The organism is Brevibacterium sp. 'Marine', assembly GCF_012844365.1.
Lineage (GTDB): Bacteria > Actinomycetota > Actinomycetes > Actinomycetales > Brevibacteriaceae > Brevibacterium.
The window spans coordinates 412,984-435,096 of the sequence record NZ_CP051626.1; the positions used below are offsets into that span (position 1 = coordinate 412,984).

General features: G+C 65.7%; 19 protein-coding genes. 10 read left to right on the forward strand and 9 right to left on the reverse strand.

Annotation, left to right across the window (positions count from 1 at the left end; translation table 11 throughout):
- Positions 1 to 2: 2 nt before the first annotated feature.
- Both HF684_RS01850 and HF684_RS01855 read right to left on the reverse strand, forming a co-directional pair.
- On the reverse strand, positions 3 to 1,460 hold the full coding sequence (locus HF684_RS01850; RefSeq protein ID WP_169251096.1) for a lipase family protein: 1,458 nt from the start codon (positions 1,458 to 1,460) through the stop codon (positions 3 to 5).
- Between the two features lie 243 nt (positions 1,461 to 1,703).
- Positions 1,704 to 2,432, reverse strand: a complete 729-nt coding sequence (locus HF684_RS01855; protein ID WP_169251097.1) for a sulfite exporter TauE/SafE family protein — start codon at positions 2,430 to 2,432, stop codon at positions 1,704 to 1,706.
- Positions 2,433 to 2,691: 259 nt separating this feature from the next.
- Between HF684_RS01855 and HF684_RS01860 the strand changes: the two genes are divergently transcribed.
- Positions 2,692 to 4,044: an Nramp family divalent metal transporter gene (locus tag HF684_RS01860; RefSeq protein ID WP_169251098.1), complete on the forward strand. Its 1,353-nt coding sequence runs from the start codon at positions 2,692 to 2,694 to the stop codon at positions 4,042 to 4,044.
- Positions 4,045 to 4,210: 166 nt separating this feature from the next.
- A complete protein-coding gene (locus tag HF684_RS01865) occupies positions 4,211 to 5,380 on the forward strand; it encodes a sialidase family protein (protein ID WP_169251099.1) in 1,170 nt (389 codons plus the stop codon).
- 13 nt (positions 5,381 to 5,393) lie between these two features.
- Here the strand turns inward: HF684_RS01865 and HF684_RS01870 are convergent, their stop codons facing one another.
- Both HF684_RS01870 and pdxA read right to left on the reverse strand, forming a co-directional pair.
- On the reverse strand, positions 5,394 to 6,179 hold the full coding sequence (locus HF684_RS01870; protein WP_169251100.1) for a DeoR/GlpR family DNA-binding transcription regulator: 786 nt from the start codon (positions 6,177 to 6,179) through the stop codon (positions 5,394 to 5,396).
- A 126-nt stretch (positions 6,180 to 6,305) separates the two neighbouring features.
- Positions 6,306 to 8,753, reverse strand: coding sequence for a 4-hydroxythreonine-4-phosphate dehydrogenase PdxA (pdxA, locus tag HF684_RS01875; protein ID WP_169251101.1), 2,448 nt, complete (start codon positions 8,751 to 8,753; stop codon positions 6,306 to 6,308).
- Between the two features lie 139 nt (positions 8,754 to 8,892).
- Between pdxA and HF684_RS01880 the strand changes: the two genes are divergently transcribed.
- From HF684_RS01880 to HF684_RS01890, 3 genes are all read left to right on the forward strand, one after another.
- Positions 8,893 to 9,873, forward strand: a complete 981-nt coding sequence (locus tag HF684_RS01880) for an aldo/keto reductase (RefSeq protein WP_248279077.1) — start codon at positions 8,893 to 8,895, stop codon at positions 9,871 to 9,873.
- Positions 9,874 to 9,916: 43 nt separating this feature from the next.
- Positions 9,917 to 10,810, forward strand: a complete 894-nt coding sequence (locus HF684_RS01885) for a dihydrodipicolinate synthase family protein (protein ID WP_169251102.1) — start codon at positions 9,917 to 9,919, stop codon at positions 10,808 to 10,810.
- 157 nt (positions 10,811 to 10,967) lie between these two features.
- On the forward strand, positions 10,968 to 11,708 hold the full coding sequence (locus tag HF684_RS01890; protein WP_169251103.1) for an ATP-binding protein: 741 nt from the start codon (positions 10,968 to 10,970) through the stop codon (positions 11,706 to 11,708).
- A gap of 70 nt (positions 11,709 to 11,778) precedes the next feature.
- Here the strand turns inward: HF684_RS01890 and HF684_RS01895 are convergent, their stop codons facing one another.
- From HF684_RS01895 to HF684_RS01915, 5 genes are all read right to left on the reverse strand, one after another.
- A complete protein-coding gene (locus tag HF684_RS01895; RefSeq protein ID WP_169251104.1) occupies positions 11,779 to 12,723 on the reverse strand; it encodes a phosphoglycerate dehydrogenase in 945 nt (314 codons plus the stop codon).
- Positions 12,723 to 14,156 (reverse strand): Nramp family divalent metal transporter, encoded by a 1,434-nt coding sequence (locus tag HF684_RS01900; protein WP_169251105.1) that lies wholly within the window; start codon positions 14,154 to 14,156, stop codon positions 12,723 to 12,725. Before HF684_RS01900 ends, HF684_RS01895 begins: the two co-directional genes overlap by 1 nt.
- Before the next feature lie 317 nt (positions 14,157 to 14,473).
- Positions 14,474 to 15,904 carry a cytosine permease gene (locus tag HF684_RS01905; protein ID WP_169251106.1) on the reverse strand — a complete coding sequence of 477 codons (1,431 nt, stop codon included), beginning with the start codon at positions 15,902 to 15,904 and terminating at the stop codon, positions 14,474 to 14,476.
- 352 nt (positions 15,905 to 16,256) lie between these two features.
- A complete protein-coding gene (locus tag HF684_RS01910) occupies positions 16,257 to 17,396 on the reverse strand; it encodes an acyl-CoA dehydrogenase family protein (RefSeq protein ID WP_169251107.1) in 1,140 nt (379 codons plus the stop codon).
- Positions 17,397 to 17,579: 183 nt separating this feature from the next.
- A complete protein-coding gene (locus tag HF684_RS01915) occupies positions 17,580 to 18,722 on the reverse strand; it encodes a CoA transferase (protein ID WP_211168047.1) in 1,143 nt (380 codons plus the stop codon).
- Between the two features lie 135 nt (positions 18,723 to 18,857).
- On the opposite strand from HF684_RS01915, the gene HF684_RS01920 reads away from it, so the two are divergent.
- The 5 genes from HF684_RS01920 to HF684_RS01940 all read left to right on the forward strand — a co-directional run bounded on the left by HF684_RS01920 (position 18,858) and on the right by HF684_RS01940 (position 21,899).
- Positions 18,858 to 19,748, forward strand: a complete 891-nt coding sequence (locus tag HF684_RS01920; protein ID WP_169251109.1) for a helix-turn-helix transcriptional regulator — start codon at positions 18,858 to 18,860, stop codon at positions 19,746 to 19,748.
- Positions 19,749 to 19,826: 78 nt separating this feature from the next.
- On the forward strand, positions 19,827 to 20,249 hold the full coding sequence (locus HF684_RS01925) for a cupin domain-containing protein (RefSeq protein ID WP_169251110.1): 423 nt from the start codon (positions 19,827 to 19,829) through the stop codon (positions 20,247 to 20,249).
- An 8-nt stretch (positions 20,250 to 20,257) separates the two neighbouring features.
- Positions 20,258 to 21,115, forward strand: a complete 858-nt coding sequence (locus tag HF684_RS01930) for an aldo/keto reductase (RefSeq protein WP_169251111.1) — start codon at positions 20,258 to 20,260, stop codon at positions 21,113 to 21,115.
- 53 nt (positions 21,116 to 21,168) lie between these two features.
- On the forward strand, positions 21,169 to 21,510 hold the full coding sequence (locus tag HF684_RS01935) for a carboxymuconolactone decarboxylase family protein (RefSeq protein ID WP_169251112.1): 342 nt from the start codon (positions 21,169 to 21,171) through the stop codon (positions 21,508 to 21,510).
- An 11-nt stretch (positions 21,511 to 21,521) separates the two neighbouring features.
- Entirely contained in the window at positions 21,522 to 21,899 is a 378-nt protein-coding gene (locus tag HF684_RS01940) for a DUF2255 family protein (RefSeq protein WP_169251113.1), read from the forward strand.
- The last annotated feature ends 214 nt before the right edge of the window (positions 21,900 to 22,113 follow it).

The window sequence follows — 22,113 nt, forward strand, 5'->3', positions numbered from 1 at the left end:
GGTCACAGCCTCCAGCAGCTGTCGAGCGGAGCCTTGCCCGCGAAGGTGCGGGTGGTGAAGATCTCGATGCGTGGCAGCGCGGCGATGTAGCCGCCGACGTGAGTGGGGGCGAGGTTGTCCTCGAACGCTACCTTGTGACCGGCTCTGCACCAGGTCGAGGCGAGTTCCTTGCCCTGATCGAACGAGATGACGTCGTCGAGGCGGCTGTGGTTGACCAGCAGCGGTACATTCGGCACCTCGGCCTGTCCCAAACGCTGACGGTCGACGATGTCCGTGAAATTCTCGTCGATGATGTCGGTGAATGACTCGCCGTTCTTCGTCAGCGACTCCCCATCCGTGAAGGCGGTCGAGAGCAGGGCCTCGACGGTGCACTTGTCCGCTGTTTCGGCCACCATCTTCTGTCCCTTCTCGTTGAGGAACTCGCTTGTGTCGATGCCGGCCTGCTCGGCGAACCCGACGACACCGTAGAGCGCGAATGCCGTGTAGACGCTCGAGAGCCCGGACACGGTCGTGTGCAGATCGACCGGCACCGCGCCGGCCGAAGCGGAGGCGATGTTGAGCTCGGGCGCCCACTCCTTCTGGAGCTCCAGGGCCGCCGTCGTGGCGTGACCGCCCTGCGAGTAGCCGCGCAGCTGGAGCTTGGTGTCCTCATCGATCTCGCTGCCGTCGACCTGCTGGACGGCGCGTGCCGCGTCGAGGACCGAACGCCCCTCTTCGACGCGGTCGACGAAGTGGTGGGTGCCTTCGGTGCCGAGGCCCATGTAGTCGACGACGACAACGGGATGCTTCGCGGCCAGCGCCGATGCGACCGAGATGCCTTCGTATTCGGTACCCATGCCCATCTGACGGCTGGGAGCGCACTTGTCGGCGATGCCCTGAGTCCCCGGTGAGATGACGACAGCATCGTCGGCGTGACCGCTCGCGCCGTTCGGCGTGAGCAGGGTGGCGGTCGCGGCTCGGGCCTGGCCTTTCTCATCGGTGGTCTTGTACATGAAGACCGTCGACTTCGCGTCATGCTTGATGAGCTTCACCGGGTCGAGGTAGAAATCGGAGTCGGCCTGCTTGAGCACCGTGCCGTCCGCGCTCGGCAGCGAGTCCGGGGTCCGATAGAAGTCCCCGGGGACTCCTGACGCCGGCAGGTCCTCCTGCGCGGCGGCGTATTCGACATCGGCGGGAGTGAGTTCGTCGGTCTTCTCTACGGCCTTCTGCGCCTCTTCGACGCTGATGTCCTCGGGGACGCTGTCGCGATCGAGCGTGCTCGGATCCTCCGCGGCACGGTCGTCGAGGAACTCTTCGGCTTCGTCTTCGGTCTGCGGAACGAGCTCGGCGGCCTGGGCCGGAGCGGTCGTCGTGCACAGGGTGAGTGCGAGGCCGACGATCGCTGCGGCGCTCAGCGCCCGCAGGCGACGATGCGGTCGTGTGGAGGATGTGGTCGGCAGTGCTGTGGTTGGCGTGCTCATAGGCGGTGGTCCTGTTCTGCCTGGTCTCTCGGCATTGAGAAGGTGCGGGACAGTGGTGTCGATGCAGACCACGATGGTGTGCATCGTGACGGTGAGAGCAGTGTGGCGACGGGGTGCGGTCGGCCAGGGTGTTCACCGTCGGACGCCCTGATTGTGACGGGCACCACACACATTACTTGATAGTAGGACTGAGCGGTAGTTAAGTGACGAATATGGTCTGTCGCCAGGTCAGGTGAGGTCAGGTCAGGCGAGGTGCGAGCGGGCGACTTCGACGATGACGAGGAGCGCGCCGACGATCGAAGCGCCGACTGCGAGGCGGTAGAGGAGTCGACGGTCGGCGCGTCGGATGACGAAGTTCGACAGCCACAGACCGATGAGCATGAACGGCAGCAGAACCGCCGCCGCGATGAGGTGCCTGGTGCCGACTTCCCCGCCGATGGTCAGCCCCGTCAGGGACAGGACGCTGCCGAGAGTGAAGTAGGCGCTCATCGTCGAGCGCATCGATGACGGGTCGAGCGAGCGCATGATGACACTGATCGGCGGTCCGCCGATGCTCGTGGCCGTGCCGAAGATCCCCGAGATCGACGAGGCGATGAACATATTGCGATGCGAGGCCGCCGGTGACCAGCCGACCAAGCTGAAGGCGGCACCGGCGAGGACGGTGACCGCGAGCATCAGTGACAGTCCGGAATCCGGCAGCAGCACCACGGCTGCGGTGCCGATCGCGATGCCGGGAAGCCGTCCGAGGGCACCCCAGCCGACGAGCTTCCAATCCACGTCTTGACGCTCACGGGCAAACGCGGTGAAAGAGGTGAGGGTGGCCAGCAGCAGAAGCGCCGATGGCAGCAGGTCGGGGCGCAGAAGCGCGAGCACCGGTGCGGTGATCATGCCGAGGCCGAATCCGATGGAGCCCTGCAGGCAGGCTGAGCCCAGCACCACGATCCCGATGATCAGGTACTGGATGATCTCCATCGGTTCCTCATTCCTCCACCCCGGCCCATTGGACCATGCGGCGCAGATTGCGCGTTCTGAGCAGCCATTCTATGCGCAGAACGCACAGATTGGCATCTTTTTCGTCGAACCTCTTGCGCACAATACGCATACATGGGCTAGTCTTTACGAAGATTGCGCACGGTGATGACGCGGACCAATCCTTGCATCATTCATCGGTCAATCGTTCAGATGTCCATCTACACATGGGAGTGCAGCCATGGCCGCCGATGTCCATAGCGTGAAACGCAGCTCTGTCAATTCGATGCCCGCGCAGAATCCGCTGCCGCGCGGCCTCGGTCTCGTCACCTCGGTCGGGCCCGGTCTCGTGCTGGCCATGTCGTTCCTGGGCACCGGCGACCTCGTCAGCTCCTCCGTCTCCGGTGCCTCCTACGGGTACGCGCTGCTGTGGACGCTCATCCTCTCTCTCATCGCCCGCACCTTCATCATCTCGTCCATCGCGAAGTACACGCTGATGAACAAGCACGGCGACACGCAGATCCTGGACGGCTTCGCCCGCCTCTCGCCGGTCCTTCCCGGAATCATGGGTGCCGTCGTGCTCATCGCCGGATTCATCACCCAGGCCACCTTCCTCCTGGCCGCGGCCGTCGGACTCCACGAGCTCACCGGTGGTCAGTGGGGTGGAGCCTGGGGCCGGTTCTTCTGCGCGATCTTCATCGTCGCGCTCACTCTGTCGCTGGTCATGCTGCGCAAACAGTTCGTCGTCCTCGAGTACTTCGCACGTTTCGCCTCGGTCGCGATGATCATCGCCTTCATCTATGCGCTCATCAAGATCGGCACCTTCGACATCGCCGGCTTCGTGCAGGGAATGGCCTTCGAGATCCCGCAGGAGCAGAACACCTCGGCATTCGCCCCCATCGTCATCGCCTCCGCCACGATCGGCACGATCGCCGGCAACATGCCCAATCTCCTCTACTCCGGGTTCATGCGTGACAAGGGCTGGGTCGGGCCGAAGTATCGGAAGATCCAACAGTTCGACCTCATCGCCGGTATGGCCCCGCTGCTCATCATCAACCTCCTGTTCTGGATCGTCGCGGCCGAGTTCAGCGCCGCCAACCCAGGCTTCTCCATCGGCGACGAGTTCGACCTCTCCCATATGCTCTCGGTTGCGGTCGGTCCGGTCGGTCCGTATCTGCTGTGGATGTGCATCTTCTTCGCTGCGATGACGAGTTTCCCGCCGCAGTCGCGCGGCTTCGCTCAGCTGGCCATCAACGGCATCAACCACACCGTGCCGTCGATGCGGAAGTTCCTCGGCCGCGACGAGGAGAATCCCGCCTTCCGGTGGATCCAGGCGATCGTCTTCATCATCCTGCCCCTGGCCTCGACGATCCCCGGCGCCCCGGATCTCATCTCGCTCAACATCGTCGGCACCGCGATCTCGACCGTACTCAGCCTCCCGATCATCGTCGTCTGCATCCTGCTGCTGACCTCGCGGAAGAAGCACATGCATGCCTACGCCGTCAATCGGAAATGGCAGACCGGACTGCTGCTTCTCCTCGGTATCATCGCCATCGTCGTCGGCGTCCAGATCGCCATGCAGATCCCCGCGATGTTCGCCACCGCGTTCGGATGATCGGGTCGAATCGCCGCCGGCGAGGACTCCCTCGCCGAGGCGGCCCACCCGACCGACGAGCATGGCCGTTCCGCGGAGGATTCCCTCGCCGAGGCGGCCGGGCCCTGCGTTGCGGCCGGGCCCTGCGTTGTCCGATGATCGTTGCCAAGACTTGGAGGAGAAACCCATGAATCTGCTGTCCCAGCCCTCGCTCGACCGCGTGCCGGCGCCGCCGGCGGACGGACGACTCCGCTTCTTCGAGGACGACGGCTGTGCCGCGGCCGTCATCCCCACCGACCGTCGTTCGAACCACGCTCCGTCGATCCTTGCGCTTCGGGACGGCAGCCTGCTGGCCGCCTGGTTCGGCGGCAGCGACGAGGGCAATGGGGACATCGACATCCTGGTGTCCCGCTTCGACGCGGACACGGGGGAGTGGACCGCCTCGGCGAGCGTCACCCATGATGAGATCCGGTCCGATCAGAACCCGGGGCTCTTCGCCGCCCCGGATGGAACGATCTGGCTCGTCTACACCTCCCAGCTGTCCCGCCAGTCAGGAGTGCCGGAGACGTTCAACCTCCAGCACACCTCCGTGGTCAAGGTGATCCGCTCGGCAGACGACGGAGTGAGCTGGAGCGAACCGGAGACGCTCTTCGACCATGAGGGGACGTTCTGCCGCCAGCCGATCCAGATCCTCCACAATGGGACGTGGGCGCACACTCAGTGGCTGTGCTTCGACGACGATTCGAAGAACGGCTCCGACCAACCGGTCGTTCAGCTCTCCGCGGACCAAGGCGCCTCCTGGCGTCAGGTCGAGTTCCCCGAGGCTGCCGGTCGAGTCCACCCGAACATCGTCGAGCTCGAACCGGGACACCTCGTCAGCCTGTTCCGTTCTCGCTTCGCCGACTGGGTCTACCTCAGCCGCTCCGAGGACGGGGGCGAGACCTGGTCGGCGCCCGAGGCCACCGAGGTGCCGAACAACAATGCCGGTCTCAGTGCCTTCCGGCTGCCCTCGGGCAGGCTCGCACTCGTCTCGAACGAGCACCAGGTGGCCACGGAACCCGGCGAAGTGGTCTGGCCGTATGAGCGGATGCGGATCGTCATCGCCGTCTCGGACGACGAGGGCCGCACGTGGCCCGTGCGTCGAGTCATCGAGCCCGGTGACGGGTTCTCCGGCGAGGGGAATCTGCGCAGCAACCGCCGTCAGGAGTACCCGCACGGCATCGTCGACGCCGACGGACTCATCCACGTCGTCTACGCCTACAGCTCACGACGGGCCATCCGTCACGTCGTCTTCGCGGAGGACTGGATCTCCGGCGTCGAAGACCAGGTCCACACCGACTGCAAGCTCTGGGGCTGAACCGCCGGAACCGTCAGCTGTGCACGGCGCTGCCCATCTGGTCGACGCGAACCACGGTGATGCCGCGGTCTTCGAACAGTTTGATCTGCGCGGGATCGGCCGAATCGTCGGTGACGAGCGTCCAACCGGTGCCGAGGTCGGCCCACGCGTGGAAGGGGCGCTGGCCGAGCTTCTCGGCATGGGCGACGACGAAGACGTGGGTGGCTCGGCGGCTCATCAGCTCCTTGAGTCGCACCTGTTCGGGCAGGGCCTCGCACACCCCGTCCTCGGCGGTGACGGCATCGGCGCCGAGGAAGGCGAAGTCGAAGGTGAACCTCTCCAGTCCCGCCTCGGTGATGGGTCCGATGAATCCCTGGCTGACAGGCCGATAGCGGCCGCCGAGGAGCGTGAACTCCACGCCTTCGAGGTCGGCCATCTGCTGCAGCGAGGTCAGTCCGGAGGACACCACGGACAAGGGTGCCGTGTCGCGGAGTGCGCGCGCGATCTGCGCCGTGGTCGTCCCGGCGTCGAGGAGCACATGCGAACCGGCCGGCACCTGCTTGGCGCACCAGGATCCGATGGCGCGTTTGACCTCGGGGGCTTCATGGGAGCGCTCGGCCAGCGTGGTCTCGGACTCCGTCGGGACGGCGATGACTCCGCCGTAGGTGCGGGCCAGCTCGCCCGAGTCAGTGAGCTTCGCGAGGTCGCGACGGATCGTCGACGCGGTGACCCCGAGCATCTCCGAGAGGGCATCGACGCTCATCTCGCCCTGGGTGCGGGCCAGCTGAAGGATCTCCTCGCGACGTTCGCCAGCGTTCATCTCTCTCCTGATCGGTTGTCGTTGGTCGCCACTGTATCGCGGATCATCGCGCGGATTGCGCAGGGCCGCCTCGGTGAGGGCGCCGAACCCGGACTGTCGGCCGCGCAGACCGCGCAGAGCAGAGACTCAGACGACGGCGAGGGCCGCGGCCTGACGCATCGCCTCACTCATCGACTCGGTGTCGACTCTGCCGGTGCCGGCGATGTCGAAGGCGGTGCCGTGATCGACCGAGGTGCGGATGACGGGCAGTCCGACCGTGATGTTGACGCCGGCGTCGATGCCGAGGACCTTGATGGGCCCGTGCCCCTGGTCGTGGTACATCGCGACGATGAGGTCGTAGTCTCCGCGGCCGGCGAGGAAGAATGCGGTGTCGGCTGACAGCGGTCCGACCGCGTCGATGCCGTCGGCCTGCAGCTGCGTGATCGCCGGAGTGATCTTCTCCTCCTCTTCGCCGTAGCCGAAGAGGCCGTTCTCGCCGGCGTGCGGATTGATCGCGCAGACGCCGATGTGCGGTCGTTCCAGCCCGGCTCGGACGAGGGCGTCGTGGCCGCGGCGGACGGTGCGTTCGACGAGGCCGGGTTCGATCTTCGCCACGGCGTCGATGAGACCGATGTGTGTGGTCACATGGATGACGCGCAGTTTGGGGGAGGAGAGCATCATCGAGACCTCTTCGGTCCCGGTCAGCGAGGCGAGCATCTCGGTGTGCCCGGGATATTTGTGACCGGCGGAGTGGAGGGCCTCCTTATTGAGCGGCGCCGTGCAGATCGCCTGCACCTCACCGGACATCGCCAGCTGTGCGGCGCGTTCGATGTAGCGGAACGCCGCATCGCCGGCGACCGGGGAGAGTTCGCCCCAGGGCAGATCGCCCGGAAGGAGGGCGAGGTCGATGACGTTGATGACCCCGTCGTGCTGCTCGGCCTGGGCCGGGGAGTCGACGCGGCGGATCTCGGCCTCGACGCCGAGCACCTGCGCGGCCTGCTCGAGTCGTGCGGCATCGCCGATGACGACGGGCGCGGCGACGGCGAGGACCGAAGAGTCGAGGCAGGCGGCAATGCAGATCTCGGGGCCGACCCCGGCCCCGTCGCCCATGGTCACTGCGACTGTGGGAAGCGCGTTCATTGGCTCTCCTTCGTGGTTCGCGGCGGTGGCCGCGGTGGTCGTGGTGGGCTCGCCGGAGGTCAGAGCCGCGTGGATGAGAGTGAGGGAATCGGGTCCGCCCTGACCGCCGGGCCGGGTGACGACGGCGGTGAGATCAATCTCGTCGATCGACCTCGCCGAGGTGGCCCCGACCGTGGACAGCACGGCCCCCGGGTGGATCTCTCGGACCGTTTCGATCCGGTCCACGCCGAGGTGGTCGAGGACGGCCCTGGCGGTCTCTCCGCCGGCGGCGGCGAGGGCGACAGGTCCGAATCCGGTGAGAGCGCGGGCGGTGAGTTCGGCGAGGAATCCTGGCAGCGGCCGAGGGTCGACGGAGCCTCCCGCGTCGGTGAGTCGGACGACGAGGTGGGACTCGGTCAGGGCCGCGCGGACGAGTGCGGCGGAATCGTCGAGACGGTGCGGATCGTCTGCCCATGCGGCCACCTCGGCGGCAGGGAAGTCGAGCACACGAGCGTCCGAGTGGTCACACAGGTGAGCGATCTGGGCATCGATGCGTTCCGCAGCGGTGCCCAGGAGAGTGAGGACCCGTGTGGGCGTGCGCGGAAGTGATGAGGGGTCGGGCCGTTCAGCTTCTGCGTCACCAGCATCGGCCAGAGCAGGTGCGTCGCTCGGCGCGGTGAGTCCGCCTCGTCGACGCTCGGCCAGGGCGCGCGCGAGTGCGGACGTGCCGACGAGGATGGCTGAGGTCGTCTCGGCGAGAGCGACGATACGGGTGAGATCCTCCATCGACTCGGCATCGGCGGTGATGAGGCGCTCGCCGCCGAAGCCGGCATGCGAGGCGTCGACACTGGTTTCCGAGCCGACAGTGGCATCCTTGAAGAGGTCGGCAGCATCGGTGCCAGTCAGCGATCGCAGTTCGTCGAGGCCCATGTGGCGGGCAGGGACGGGGCACAGATCCGAAAGCGTCTCCGGTGTGCTGCCGTCCTCGAGGCTCCAGGCGCGAGTGCTGCTCAGCCGAATTCCGTTGTCGAAGGGCACTGCGCCGACGACCGTGCGGCTCTGCTGCGGAAGCGCCGGAGCGAAGATTACGGGTCCGAGTGCGTGATCGAGTGCGGCGGAGAGAGCCGCCTGGATATTGCCGCGCAGCAGGGAATCGACCTTGATGAGTGCGGCGCGGGACGAGCCGAAGTCACGAAGCGCAGCCGAAGTGCAGGCGCCGGCCGACTCGGCCGGCAGATAACGGCAGTCGAGATCGACGACGAGGTCCCGGGGGTCGGTGACGACCGCCTCGGTGACGGATCGATCGGAACCTGCGCCGGCGTTCGCCTCGGTGATGGTGTCATCTGAGCCGGTCGTGGAGTCTGCACTCGACGAGGTGAGCACGATCGGCGTACCCGGATCGAGTGTGGCGGCGACCTCGGCCGCGCCGCTGAGATCGTCGGCGATGACCAGGACGCCGGATTCGCCTGCTGACATGGCACTCCTTTGCGTCCGGTCCGGCTGAACATCTCTACAGTGACATGTCTGCGCGAAATGCGCAACTTGTTGCACGATCCACGCATAAGTGGGAGGATCGGGGTATCGACGATCTGCCCCACTCAACGAGGAGACCCTTGTGACCACAGACTCGACAATCACGCTCGACGGAGTCTCCGTCCCCCTGTCCCGGCTGGTGCTGGGCACGATGACATTCGGCGACACGGTGGCCGAAGCGGACGCGCACGAGGTGTTCGAGGCGGCCATCGCCGCGGGTATCACCGGCATCGACACCGCCAACGGCTATGCGAAGTCGACGACCGAGGGGCTCATCTCGCCGCTGGTGAAGAAGCACCGTGATCGGATCGTGTTGGCGACGAAGGCCGGAATGCCCCATGCCGACGCCGGCGAGCACTCGCCGCTGTCGGCGAAGGGCCTGCGCGCGAGCGTCGAAGGCTCGCTGCGTCGTCTCGACGTCGACTCGATCGATCTCTTCTATCTCCACCAGCCCGACCGGGCGGCTGCCCTCGACGAGACGCTCGAGACCGTCGCCGCCCTGCGTGCCGAAGGCAAGATCGCCGCCCTGGGCATCTCGAACTTCTCCGCGTGGCAGGCCGTCGATGTCATCGCCGCGGCCGAGCGTGCCGGCGCCCCGCGACCGATGGTGGCGCAGAACGTCTACAGCGTGCTGGCTCGTCGGATCGAAGATGAATGGCTCGAATGCGGACAGGCTCACGGCATCGTGACGATGGCGTACAACCCGTTGGCCGGCGGATTGCTCGCCCGCCGTCCCTCGACCGAAGGCACCGGCGATCGATTCTCCGGCTCCGTGCTCGCCGAAATGTACTCGCAGCGCTACCTCTCCGACTCCGTCCTCACTGCGGTCGAGGCCTTTGCCGCCGTGGCCGATGGCGCCGGGATCCCGCAGGCCGAGCTCGCGCTGCGCTGGGTCGCCGAGGCGCCGGGCGTCTCTGCCCTCCTGCTCGGGGCCAGCCGCGTCGGGCAGCTCGAAGCGAATATCGCGGCCATCTCGAAGGGTCCGCTGCCGGCCGATGTGCTCACCGCCGTCGACGACGCCACCGCCGCGGTGCGCGGCTCCCAGCCGAAGTACAACCGCTGAACCGCCTCTGTCTCGATTCGACCAATCCTGTGAAAGGACCACCATGACCTCTCTCAACGGCATCCTCGCCGCCATCGCCACACCCTTCGACGAGGAGGAGCGCATCGTCGAGGCGGCCCTGCGCGCACACGTGAACCGACAGCTCGACGCAGGCATCCACGGCATCTTCGCACTCGGCACCAACGGTGAGTTCTACGCCCAGACCGCAGCCGAACGCGCCGAGGCGGCCCGCATCGTCATCGACGAGGTGTCCGGTGCCGTCCCCGTCGTCATCGGTGCCGGTGCCGCGACGACGAGGGAGACCATCGCGATCGCATCGGATGCGGCTGCGGCCGGAGCCGATGCGCTGTCGATCATCACCCCGTACTTCGCTGCCGCCTCTCAGGTCGAGATCGAGAACCACTTCCGGGCTGTGGCCGATTCCGTCGACGTCCCGGTCATCGTCTACAACATCCCCGCGCGAACCGGCAACGCCGTGGCCCCGGCGACGCTCGAGAAGCTCGCAGAGGTGGAGAACATCACCGCAGTGAAGGATTCGAGCGGGAACTTCGACACGATCCTGCAGTACCTCGAGCGCACCGATCGCGAGTCCTTCGACGTCATCTCCGGCAATGACTCGCTCATTCTGTGGACCCTGCTCGCCGGCGGGGCGGGAGGGATCAGCGGCATTGCGAACATCTACCCGCAGACGATGGCGTCGATCTATGACCTGTTCGCCGCCGGCGACACGGCGGCTGCGCGCACCGCGCAGGACAGCATCCGCCCGATCCGCAACTGCCTGGCCCTCGGCAACCCGAACACAGTGGTCAAAGCGGCCGCGAACGAGCGCGGATTCGGACTCGGCCCGGCCCGGGCGCCCTTCAGCGCGCTCTCGGAGGAGGCGAAGAAGCAGGTCGCCGCGACAGTCGCCGCCGATGTGGAGCGCGGCCTGGCCTGAGACGATCTGGCCCGAGACGATCTGGCCGGATCTGTCTGACCTGATCCGACCGGTCCGTGGCGATTGCAATCGCCGGAATCCTTCACTCGGCAAGTTGTGGCGATTATAATCGCCACGATGGGTCAGATCGGCCCGCGTGGCGATTATGGTCGCCAGCATGACGGACACAGACGCCGAGTTCACACGCTATCTGCGCCTCGGCGGATTCCCCGGAGTGCACATGCTGCCCCTCGACGAAGCCGACGCCCGCTCGATGATCATGGACATCTACAGATCCACACTCGTGCGGGATGTGTTGGCGCGGAATCGGATCCGAGACGCCGATATGTTCGAACGCGTCGCCGCGTTCGCAATCGACAATGTCGGCAATCCGTTCTCCGCTCGACGTGTCGCTGACTTCATGAAGTCTCAGCGCCGGTCGATCGGCCATGAGACCGTGCTCAACTATCTGACGGCACTGTCCGAAGCCTTCGTGATCGCACGAGTGCCCCGGTTCGATCTGCACGGCAAGGCCATCCTCGCGACAGATGAGAAGCATTTCGTCGGTGATCACGGCATCGTCAATGCCCTGTTCGGCTACTCGGACCAGCGTCTTTCGGGAGTGCTGGAGAACATCGTGTGGATGGAGCTGCGGCGACGCGGCTACGAGGTCACCATCGGTCGGATCGGAACAGCCGAGGTCGATTTTGTGGCTCAGCGTGCCGACGAGGTCGTCTACCTCCAGGTGGCCACGACAATTGCGACCGAGGAGACCCGCCACCGAGAACATCGGCCGCTCGAAGCGATTGCGGACAACCATCCGAAATACCTTCTGACACTCGACCCACTTGTCGGAGGAAACGCGAACGGAATCCAACACCGCAGGATCCCCGAGTTCCTGCTCTCCGATGAGGTCTGAATCAACGCCTGGACGCGCCGGAGCCGAGCGCCGATCCGGCGGAGGCGAACTGAACTGATCGACGAGTCGGTCAGGACACAGGGAAGCGGGGCTCTTCGCCCTGCAGCACGCGGACGACGTCCTCGACCGCCCAGGTTCCCATGTTCGCGTTGGCGACATCGGAATAGGCACCGATGTGCGGGGTGGCGATGAGGTTGGGCACGGCGAGCAGCGGGTCGTCCGATGCCGGCGGCTCGGTCGCGAAGGCGTCGAGCGCGGCGAAGGAGAGGCGGCCCGATTCGAGCGCCGCGGCCAGTGCTGCCTCGTCGACGAGGCCGCCGCGGGCGGCATTGATCAGCCCCGCACCGTCGGGCATCGTGGCGAGAAGCTCGGCGTCGAGAAGCGGCTCATCCCCACCGGGGAGATGGAGGGTGAGGAAATCGGACCCGGCGACCACCTCGGCGAGGGTCTGGGGCGTGGCCCCTGCCGCGGTGATGGCCTCGTCGGGGATGAATGGGTCGTACGCGGCGATGTTCAGGCCGAACCCTGACGCGCGCTTGGCGACCTCCCGACCGATGCGACCGAAGCCGAGGATGCCGAGACGCTTGCCGCTCAGCTGTGAACCGAAGAACACGCCCCACTCACCGCCACGCAGCGAATCCTCGGCCGCTCGGATCCGGCGGGCGCCCATGAGGAGGAGCCCGAGGGTGAGGTCGGCGACGGATTCGGCATTCGCTCCGGGGGTGTTGACGACCCGAACCCCAGCGGAAGCAGCGGCGACCAGATCGATGTTGTCGACTCCGGCACCATGCTTGGCCACGACCTTGAGGCCGGGACAGGCGGCGAGCACCTCGGCGTCGATCCGATCGAGACCGACGAGGACCGCCTCGGCGTCGGAGATCGCCTCGATGAGGTCCTGGCCATTTTTGGGATGGTTTTCGGTTCGGTAGTCGAGGTCGAGACCGAACTCAGCAGCGCGAGCGCGCGGGGTGCTCGAATACTTGCCGAAGGACGGGGTGAGGACGGTGAGGCGCATCAGGCTCCGATCTCGATTCCGAAGGTCTTGAACACGGTGTAGATGCCCAGCAGGCCGATCGCCAGCGAAGCGAAGACGAGCATCACCGTGAAGAAGTGGTTGGACTTGAACTCGGCCGGCACCTCTCGGGAGCGAAGGTACCAGACGGCGATGACGACGGCGACGAGGAAGACGCCGCTGGCCACCCCGCCGATCTGGACCATGATCACCGGGGACTGGATGATGAGGTAGCTCAACGCCCAGATGATCGGGAAGACCACGGTGAGAACACGGATGATGCGAGTTCGGGTGCGCATGTTCTCCCAGACGAAGACGCCGAGGATGGACACGGTGTTCGTCCACAGGCGGGGAACGCTCGCGGTCGAGGCGATGAAGGTCGAGAAGAGGACGGCGAAGGCGCCGATGAGGAAGATCCAGTGTCCGGCCTCGCCCATCGTCGAGGAGTACATCGACGACAGCGTGGTGATCATGTCGTTGCCCTCGGGCACGAGGTTCTGCGGGTGGAGGATGGCTGCGCCGATGACGTAGAAGGACATCGTGCACACGGTCGAGACGATCCAGGACACGAGCACGTCCGTGCGCATGACCGAGATCCAGCCGCGGGCGCGGCGGGCACGTTCCGCGGTGCCGTCGTTCGGGCCGGTGTAGCGGGCGTAGCCCTTCTCCAGGCACCAGTAGGTGTAGGTCGTCATCTCGTCGGCGCCGACTCCGGTGATGCCGAACATCGCCACCGCGAAGCCGAGCGTGCCGGCGGGAACGGCGAAGGTGAGGCCGCTCATGACGTCCGCCGAGGTATAGGCGAAGTCGGTGAAGGGCAGCGAGATCGCCAGCCCGACGGTGGAGACGGTGAAGATGATGACCGCGCCGACGGAGAACTTCTCGACGATGCTGTAGCGGTTCGTCACGAGCAGGGCGATGACGACCGCGAGCGACACGACCGTCCAGAACACGAGCGACGGGGTGGACAGCGGTTCGCCGAAGACGGGCACCATGATGCTCAGTGCCGCGACGGCACCGCCGATGATGCCGCCTCGCTGGAGGACCTTCGCGAAGTCCATGAGGATCCACAGCAGGTTGATCCACCCGGCCCGGCCGATGAGGCGGGGGCCGACGTGGCCGTAGCCTTCGAGCGCGGGCTTGCCGGCCAGGATCGTCCACTGGGCGAGTTCGAGCTGGACCCAGACCTTGACCGCGGTGGAGATGATGACGAGCCAGAGCAGGACGAATCCGGCCTTGGCACCGAGCGCAGTCGTCGTGATGAGCTCTCCGGAGCCGATGACCGCTGCCGAGATGACGAGACCGGGGCCGAGGTACTTGAGTTTGCCCGCAAAGGTCGTGGGCGGTTCGAGCACGTCCTTGGGGTCGAGATGGTAGGGGTCGACAGCGGCGTCTGCGCCCGTGCGGTCGTCCCGGTCGATGTTCTGCGCGGTCATACTCGGCTTCCTTGCACGAAGGTGGATCTGTTCAGTGATCGTGCCGGCGGCTCGGGGGCACATCGGTGCGCGACGGCCCCGTTGGCGCGGCTCATGCAAGTGTGTCACCGAATGCGTGATGTGTGCAACATGTGTGCATGAAATGCGCAGATCCGAGGAGTCTGACGACGGTCTAATGCTCGTTGTGAGCGTGACACGACGACGGCCGCCGGTCGACAGCACAGCGTGCTGCCGACCGGCGGCCGTTGGGGGAGCGGGGCCACCCTGCCGAGGTCAGCTGCCCGGTTAGGTCAGCGCCGCCTCGGTGAGGGTGGGTCTCACTTGCGCTCGAGTTCCTCGAGGCTGGGGTAGATCGTCTCCGTCGGAGCGACTCCGCGGTTGCGGATGAGCACGTAGTAGAGGACGAAGGTGACGATGATGCCCACGAGCCACGAGATGTCCGCTCCGCCGAGCTTCGCGACGAGCGGTCCGGTGTAGAAGGACTGGGCGAGGAACGGGATCTGCACGACGACACCGATCCCGTAGGCGACCAATGCACGCCAGTTCCAGTTGCCGTAGCGACCGTGCCGGTCGTAGAAGGCGGGGATGTCGAAGCGGTCCTTCGAGATCAGGTAGTAGTCGGTGAGGTTGATGACGCTCCACGGGGTGAAGACCATGAGCAGGGCGAGGACGAAGTTCTTGAAGTTCGCGAGGAAGTCCGCCGAGGCCAGCAGGGCCACGAGCACGGTGAGGGTGACGATGCCGACGACGAAGACCGCGCGGGTCCAGCGGCGGATGGTCGCCTTGTTGCCGAACGAGGTGAGGATCGTCAGTGTGCACATGAACGCGCCGTAGGCGTTGAGGGTGTTGACCGTGAGCTTGCCCAGCAGGATGACGATGAAGATGAGCAGGGCGAACACGCCCCCGCCGACGATGTCGCCGACATAGGCGACCTGGTTCTCGACGAATTCGTTGCCGGACTCGGTCATGGCGGCCGCACCGATGAGTGCGCCCAGGGTCATCGACCACTGCGAACCGATGACCGATCCGCCGAAGGTGAACCAGAAGGTCTTCGACGACGGGGTCGAGCGCGGGAGGTACCGCGAATAGTCGGCGACGTACGGTCCGTAGGTCAGCTGCCAGCCCACGGACAGGGCGATGGCGGAGAGGAAGGCGGGGAGGGCGAACGACGAACCCGAGATCAGTCCGGGGACGTCGACCTGTGTGAGCACGCAGTAGGTGATGAAGAGGAAGCCGAGCAGGCCCGTCACCGAGGAGATCCGACCGAGCACGTGGATGTACTTGTATCCCAGCAGGGCCACCAGCGCCGTGAGTGCGCCGAAGATGACGATGCCGACCCATGGGGTCTGAACACCGATGATGAGGTTGACGGCCTGGCCGGACAGCACCGCGCCGGTCGAGGCGAAGCCGATGTACATGAGCACGACGAGCACGAGCGGGATGATCGCGCCGATGATTCCGAACTGCGCACGCGAGGAGATCATCTGCGGCAGACCCAGCTGCGGACCCTGCGCCGAGTGCAGTGCCATGACGATGCCGCCGATGATGTTGCCGATGAGCAGGCCGATGATGGCCCACAGTGCATCGGCGCCGAAGACGACGGCCAGCGCTCCGTCGACGATGGCGGTGATCTGAGTGTTGGCACCGAACCACAGTGTGAACTGGGAACGCGGCGTTCCGTGACGCTCGGCGTCAGGCACCATCTCGATGGACCGCTTCTCGATCCCCGAACTGGTCGTACTCGCCATGTTTCTCTCCTTTGAACTGGTGGACCTGGTTCAGTGTGGCACCGCCGGTTCGCATCACACGAGATCCGAGTCACAGGTTTCGTCCGAGATATCGGAAAATCTCGCCGAGGCGGCCCCCGCCTCCCGTGGGATCGACGAGTTCCGGACGATGCGTGCGGGTTTTCGCCTCCAAGTTCCGCACAGAACGACCGGAACTCGGACGATGTGCACTCGAGCGACGTGCACTCAAGCGACGTGCCGATCGTAGACCTGGACGAATTTCGGGACTGTTTCGCGCTCGGCCTCCCGGACACCGGCGCTTGCGTTCCGTGCCCGACCCCTAGTCGGACTGAGACCGCATGGGTGCCGGCAGCTACTTCGCCAGGGAGCGCGCGATGATCGTGCGTTGGATCTCCGAGGAGCCTTCGTAGATCCGGTAGATCCGGGCATCGCGAACATAGCGCTCCAGGGGGAAGTCCCGCGTGAAGCCGTAGCCGCCGTGGATCTGCAGGGCCTCGTCGGCGATGAAGGCGGCCGCCTCGGAGGCAGCGAGCTTCGCCGTGGCCGAGGACCGAGTGAAGTCGACCCCGGCATCGCGCTGTTCGGCGGCGTCCATCGTCAGCAGCCACGCCGAGCGGTACTTCGTGTACATGTCCGCGAGCTTGAACGCGATGCCCTGGAGGCGGCCCAGCGGTTTGCCGTTGATCTTCCGCTCGCCCGCCCACTCCACGGCGGCGTCGAGTGCGGCCCTGCCGATTCCCAGGCTCATCGCCGCGACCTCGATGCGACCACGGTCGAGCACCCGCATGGCCGTGGTGAAGCCCTCGCCTGCGTTCCCGAGGAGGGCGTCCTCGGGGACGACGGTGTCGATGACGAACTCATAGACCGGGCTGCCGCGCAGACCCATCGTCTTCTCCGGGGGATTGAAATCCAACCCCGCCGAGGCGGCCGCGGTGTCGACGATGAATGCGCTGATTCCCTTGTGGCCGGCATCGACGTCGGTCTTCGCGTAGACGATGATGAAGTCCGCGAAACCGGCGTTCGTGATGAAGCATTTCGTACCTTTGATCTGCCAGCCGTCGTCGACGCGCGTGGCCTTCGTCGACATCTCCGCCGGGTTCGACCCGGCGCCGGGTTCGGTGAGACCGAAGGAACCGATGACCTCGCCGGCGGCGGCCCGCGGCAGCCACGCTTCGCGCTGCGCGTCGGTGCCGCCGAGCAGGATCGAATCGGTGGCGAGGAACTGCGCGGTGACGATCGACGCCGTCGAGGCGCACGCCTCGGTGATGGCGGCGACCATCTGGCTCATCGCCACCGATCCGACTCCGGGCCCGCCGAACTCCTCGGGCAGATTGAGCCCCATGACCCCCACCTCGGCGAGGGTCTTCAGGGTTTCGTCGGAGACACGCTCGTTCGCGTCGGCGGCCGCGGCCTGAGGGGCGAGGACGTCCGTGCTGATCTGGGCGACGGCGTCGACGAATTCCTGTTCATCGGCGGAGATATCGAAGGCCATGAGGGCTCCTTAATGGTGTCGTGGATGTGGTCTGAAGCTGAAGGGATCGCCGAGGCTGGGCCGGTCGTGGGGTGAGGCGGACGCGCTCGCCGAGGCAGGGCCGGTCGTGGGATGGGCCGATTCCCTCGGCCCGGGGCTCAGTTGGTCGGTTCCGTCAGGTCCGCCGTTTCCGTCTCGGCGAGGTCAGAGTGCGTCGATGGGTGCGGCGAAGTCGGCATTGTGCTCGCCGAGGTGCGGTGCCGGAAGCGTGGACGCTGGGCGGGTGCCGTCGACGAGGAGCGGATGGCCGAGATAGGCGTGACCGGTGCGCGGATCGGCGGCAGTGAGTCCGCGACCATTGGCGATGGGGCCGGTGACCGCCTCGGCGAAATCGAGGACGGGGGAGTTGGGGACCCCTGCGGCATCGAAGATCTCACACAGCTCGGTCACGGTGCGCCCGCTGGTGAACTCTTCGATCTCGATGCGCAGAGCCTCGTCGTTGTCCGATCGATGGCCGTCGGTGGCGAAACGCGGGTCGGCGGCGAGCTCCGGCTTGCCGAGCGTGGCGGCGAGAGTGCCGAAGAGGCGGTCGTTGGCCACGGCGATGACGACGAGTCCGTCGGCGGCGCGGTAGGTGTCGAAGGGGGCGGAGACGGGGTGGCGGTTGCCCACCCGCGACGGAGAGGAGCCGGCTGAGTGGAGGGAAGCATTCGTCGGCTGCATGGCGAGCATGACATCGATCATCGGAATGTCGATGTGGGCTCCCTCGCCGGTGGTCTGGCGGTGGAAGAGCGCCGAGGAGATGCCGAAGGCCGCGAAGACTCCGGCGGAGACGTCGGCGATCGATTCGCCGACTCGGGTGGGTGAGCCGTCGGGGAAGCCGGTCGAGGCCATGAGTCCGCTCAGCGCCTGGATGACCGTGTCATAGGCGGGGCGTTTGGCTTGGGCACCGTGCTGTCCGAAGCCGGAGATCGAGGCATAGACGAGATCGGGCCTGACGGCCCTGAGGTCCTCGTAGGACAGGCCGAGCTTTGCGGCGACTCCGGGGCGGAAGTTCTCGACGACGACGTCGCAGGTCTTGATGAGCTCGAGCAGTCGTGCATGGTCGTCGGGGTCCTTGAGGTCGGCCTCGATCGAGCGCTTTCCGCGGTTGAGGCCGGTGAAGTAGGTCGACCCGGATTCGGTGAAGGGTCCGAGATGTCGGGAATCATCGCCGTGGCCGGGCATTTCGATCTTGATGACTTCGGCGCCCTGATCGGCGAGCATCGCCGTGGCGTAGGGACCGGCGAGGACACGGGAGAAATCGGCGACCCGGACACCGGTCAGCAGCTGCTTCGTTGCGTTCATGATTCTCATCCTCGGCGGTGACCAGGGCGAAGACAACGGGGCTGATGAGGATTTCGTCCGAAGTGTCGGATGGATTCGTCCAGGGATTTTTCCCTCCTCCTCTCATCGGCAGGGGGAAGTGCCATGATGATGGGTATGGCTGGCACTGCGAAGATGAATGAACTCGGAAACTTCCTCAAGACCTGTCGCGGGGAGATCTCTCCGGGGGAGGCTGGATTGGCCGGAGGGGTCGGACACCGTCGCGTCGCGGGGCTTCGACGCGAGGAAGTCGCCCAGCTCGCCTCGATCAGCACCGACTACTACACGCGGATCGAGCAGGGAAGGATCAGAGCCTCAGCTCCCGTCCTCGGCGTATTGGCCGACGTGCTCAAGATGGATGAGGACCAGCGGAGCTACCTCTTCAGCCTCGCCGACAAACCCGCGACCAGATCGCCTCGGCGAGGCGCTCAGAAGGTCGTGCCCCAGCTGCAGCGCGTACTCGAGGACCTGACAACGACTCCGGCGATCGTCATGGGCAGGCGCATGGACATCCTCGCGTGGAACGACCTCGCCGCGGCGATGATGATCGACTTCGGGGCGATCCCTGCGGCCCAGCGCAACTACGTCCGGATTCTCTTCACCCACCCGACGATGAGGTCGCTCTACGCCGACTGGGACACGGCAGCTCAGACCGCGGTCGCGCAGCTGCGCATGGAGGCCGCGAAATACCCTGACGATCCGAAGCTGACGTCTCTTGTCGGCGAGCTCTCCGTTCAGGATCACCTATTCGCCGAATGGTGGGCCGGGCGCACGGTGAAGAGCCTGACAACGGGTACGAAGACGCTTCGTCATCCGACCGCGGGCGAACTCGTCCTCGACTGGGACACGCTCGTCGAGGCCCATGACTCCGAACAGTCGCTCGTCGTCTGGACCGCTGCCGCGGACAGTCCCACCGGAGAAGCTCTGCGTTTCCTTGCCGCATGGTCGACCGAGCGGAAAGAGTCCGCCGGCGTCCCTGCTGAGGGGGATAAAGGCATCCCAGGATGATTTCTGCCTCTGGTGCTTCAGCTCAACGGAGACGAGGATGGATTCCGAAAGAACTCATAGGTACGAGGAGAAGAGATCATGACCGACCCGCAATTCGACCAGATGTTCCCCACCGGAGAGGCCAACGACGCCTTCGCGCAGTACTTCATCGGTCAGAGCTACCTCGCCCCGCTCGCCGGCGGCAGCGTTCCGGTGAGCAATGTGACCTTCGAGCCGGCCTGCCGCAACAACTGGCACATCCACCATGGGAAGAACGGCGGCGGCGACCAGATCCTCATGTGCACCGCCGGAACAGGCTGGTACCAGGCCGAAGGCGAAGCTCCGGTGCGCATGGAGCCGGGCACCACTGTCCGCGTGCCCGCCGGGACGAAGCCCTGGCACGGAGCCGCAGCGGACTCCTGGTTCAGCCACCTCGCGTTCATCACCCCCGGTGACGACGTCAGCAACGAATGGCTCGAACCGGTCGACGACGACACCTACAACACGATCAACGGAAAGTGAGATCAGGGATGACGATCTTCACTGACACACTGACACTGTCCAACGAGGTGACCATCCCTCAGCTCGGGCTGGGCACCTGGTTCATCGAGGACGACAAAGCCGCTCAGGCCGTGCGAGATGCGATCGAGAACGGCTACCGCAATATCGACACCGCTCAGGCGTACGGAAACGAACGCGGTGTCGGCGAAGGGGTCCGCACCAGCGGCGTCCCTCGCGAGGACCTGTTCGTCTCGACGAAACTCGCCGCAGAGATCAAGGACTATGACACGGCGGTCGCTGCGATCGACGAGTCGCTGAACACGATGGGCCTCGACTACCTCGATCTCATGCTCATCCACGCCCCGCAGCCGTGGGACGATTTCCGCGGCGGTGACTATGGCGAGGGCAACCGACAGGCCTGGAAGGCACTCGAAGAGGCCTACCAGTCGGGCAGGCTGCGGGCGATCGGCGTCTCGAACTTCCTCGAAGGCGACCTGGCCGCAATCACCGAGAGCGCCACAGTGACTCCTCACGTCAATCAGGTTCTTGCCCACATCGGCAACACGCCTGCGGACCTCATCGCCCATTGCCAGAGCAAGGGCATCCTCGTCGAGGCCTATTCTCCGATCGCCCACGGAAAGATGCTCGAGAACCGCGACGTCGCCGCCGTGGCCGAGAAATACGGAGTGAGCGTTCCGCAGCTGTGCATCCGCTACACCCTGCAGCTGGGGGCAGTCTCTCTGCCGAAGACTGCGAATCCCGATCACATGCGAACGAATGCAGACGTCGACTTCGTCATCTCCGACGACGACATGAGCACACTGCGCGGTCTCGAGCAGAGCGACTACGGCGAGTTCGCCGCCTTCCCCGTCTACAGCGGCAAGTGACCGGACAGGATGCGCACACCATGACAGAGAACTCAGAGAACGGAGGATCCGGGATGAGCGAGAGCACGGAAGAGTCGGCAACAGGGTGGACCGGAGGACAGCGAGCATTCGGGGACTTCGCCCCGGGCCTGGTCCACTACACGGACCGAGTCCTCTTCGACGAAGTCTGGGAACGCGAAGGCCTGAGCAAACGCGATCGCAGCATGATCACCGTCGCAGCCCTCGTGGCGACCGGGAAGATGGAGCAGCTGGCCTTCCACCTCGACTTCGCTCGGCAGAACGGATGCACCGAGGATGAGCTCAAGGAAGCGATCACTCAGTTGGCCTTCTACGCCGGCTGGCCCAACGGGATGGGAGCGATGTCGGTCGCGAAGCAGGTCTTCACCGACGATTGAGGAGGAAAACCATGAACGAATGGTCAACAGAGATCAGTGAGGCGATCGGAGACAACGACGATTTCCACATCGCCGTCTACCACGCCGACGGACACACGACCGGAACCCTGACCTGGATCTGGTCGGTCGTCGTCGACGGCCGGGTCTTCGTCCGTGCCTACAACGGCACCGACGGCAAGTGGTACCGGTCGGCGCTGGAGCAGCGGTTCGGCAGAATCAGCGCGGCCGGACAGGAGTACGAGGTCGAATTCGAGCCGATCGACGATGCCGAGCTGGGCGCCCGCATCGACTCCGCCTACGAGGCGAAGTACGCGGGCAGCCCCTACCTTCCCCCGATGGTGGCCGCCGGCCCGAAGGCGGCGACGGTCGAGGTCGCTCCGCGCGATTGATGCCCCGCCTCGAGGGAGGACGAGGGATGCGATCGCCCCTGCCTCGACGAGGTGGACGAGAGGGTACCTCGCGGATAGGTGTCGGCTTCTGGATGGTGATTGCGGCGGACCGCTGATCGTGGCCCGCCGCAGGAGAGTGAGAGTTCCGGACGATCCGTGCGGGAAATGGGTGTCTGTTCCCGCACGGATCGTCCGGAACTCGGGGCTGGCGGGT

Excerpts from the sequence above, each read along its gene's own strand:
- HF684_RS01850 (WP_169251096.1), bottom strand. The coding sequence starts at position 1,460 with ATGAGCACGCCAACCACAGCACTGCCGACCACATCCTCCACACGACCG.
- HF684_RS01855 (WP_169251097.1), bottom strand. The coding sequence starts at position 2,432 with ATGGAGATCATCCAGTACCTGATCATCGGGATCGTGGTGCTGGGCTCA.
- HF684_RS01865 (WP_169251099.1), top strand. The coding sequence starts at position 4,211 with ATGAATCTGCTGTCCCAGCCCTCGCTCGACCGCGTGCCGGCGCCGCCG.
- HF684_RS01870 (WP_169251100.1), bottom strand. The coding sequence starts at position 6,179 with ATGAACGCTGGCGAACGTCGCGAGGAGATCCTTCAGCTGGCCCGCACC.
- pdxA (WP_169251101.1), bottom strand. The coding sequence starts at position 8,753 with ATGTCAGCAGGCGAATCCGGCGTCCTGGTCATCGCCGACGATCTCAGC.
- HF684_RS01885 (WP_169251102.1), top strand. The coding sequence starts at position 9,917 with ATGACCTCTCTCAACGGCATCCTCGCCGCCATCGCCACACCCTTCGAC.
- HF684_RS01890 (WP_169251103.1), top strand. The coding sequence starts at position 10,968 with ATGACGGACACAGACGCCGAGTTCACACGCTATCTGCGCCTCGGCGGA.
- HF684_RS01895 (WP_169251104.1), bottom strand. The coding sequence starts at position 12,723 with ATGCGCCTCACCGTCCTCACCCCGTCCTTCGGCAAGTATTCGAGCACC.
- HF684_RS01900 (WP_169251105.1), bottom strand. The coding sequence starts at position 14,156 with ATGACCGCGCAGAACATCGACCGGGACGACCGCACGGGCGCAGACGCC.
- HF684_RS01905 (WP_169251106.1), bottom strand. The coding sequence starts at position 15,904 with ATGGCGAGTACGACCAGTTCGGGGATCGAGAAGCGGTCCATCGAGATG.
- HF684_RS01910 (WP_169251107.1), bottom strand. The coding sequence starts at position 17,396 with ATGGCCTTCGATATCTCCGCCGATGAACAGGAATTCGTCGACGCCGTC.
- HF684_RS01915 (WP_211168047.1), bottom strand. The coding sequence starts at position 18,722 with ATGAACGCAACGAAGCAGCTGCTGACCGGTGTCCGGGTCGCCGATTTC.
- HF684_RS01920 (WP_169251109.1), top strand. The coding sequence starts at position 18,858 with ATGGCTGGCACTGCGAAGATGAATGAACTCGGAAACTTCCTCAAGACC.
- HF684_RS01925 (WP_169251110.1), top strand. The coding sequence starts at position 19,827 with ATGACCGACCCGCAATTCGACCAGATGTTCCCCACCGGAGAGGCCAAC.
- HF684_RS01930 (WP_169251111.1), top strand. The coding sequence starts at position 20,258 with ATGACGATCTTCACTGACACACTGACACTGTCCAACGAGGTGACCATC.
- HF684_RS01935 (WP_169251112.1), top strand. The coding sequence starts at position 21,169 with ATGAGCGAGAGCACGGAAGAGTCGGCAACAGGGTGGACCGGAGGACAG.
- HF684_RS01940 (WP_169251113.1), top strand. The coding sequence starts at position 21,522 with ATGAACGAATGGTCAACAGAGATCAGTGAGGCGATCGGAGACAACGAC.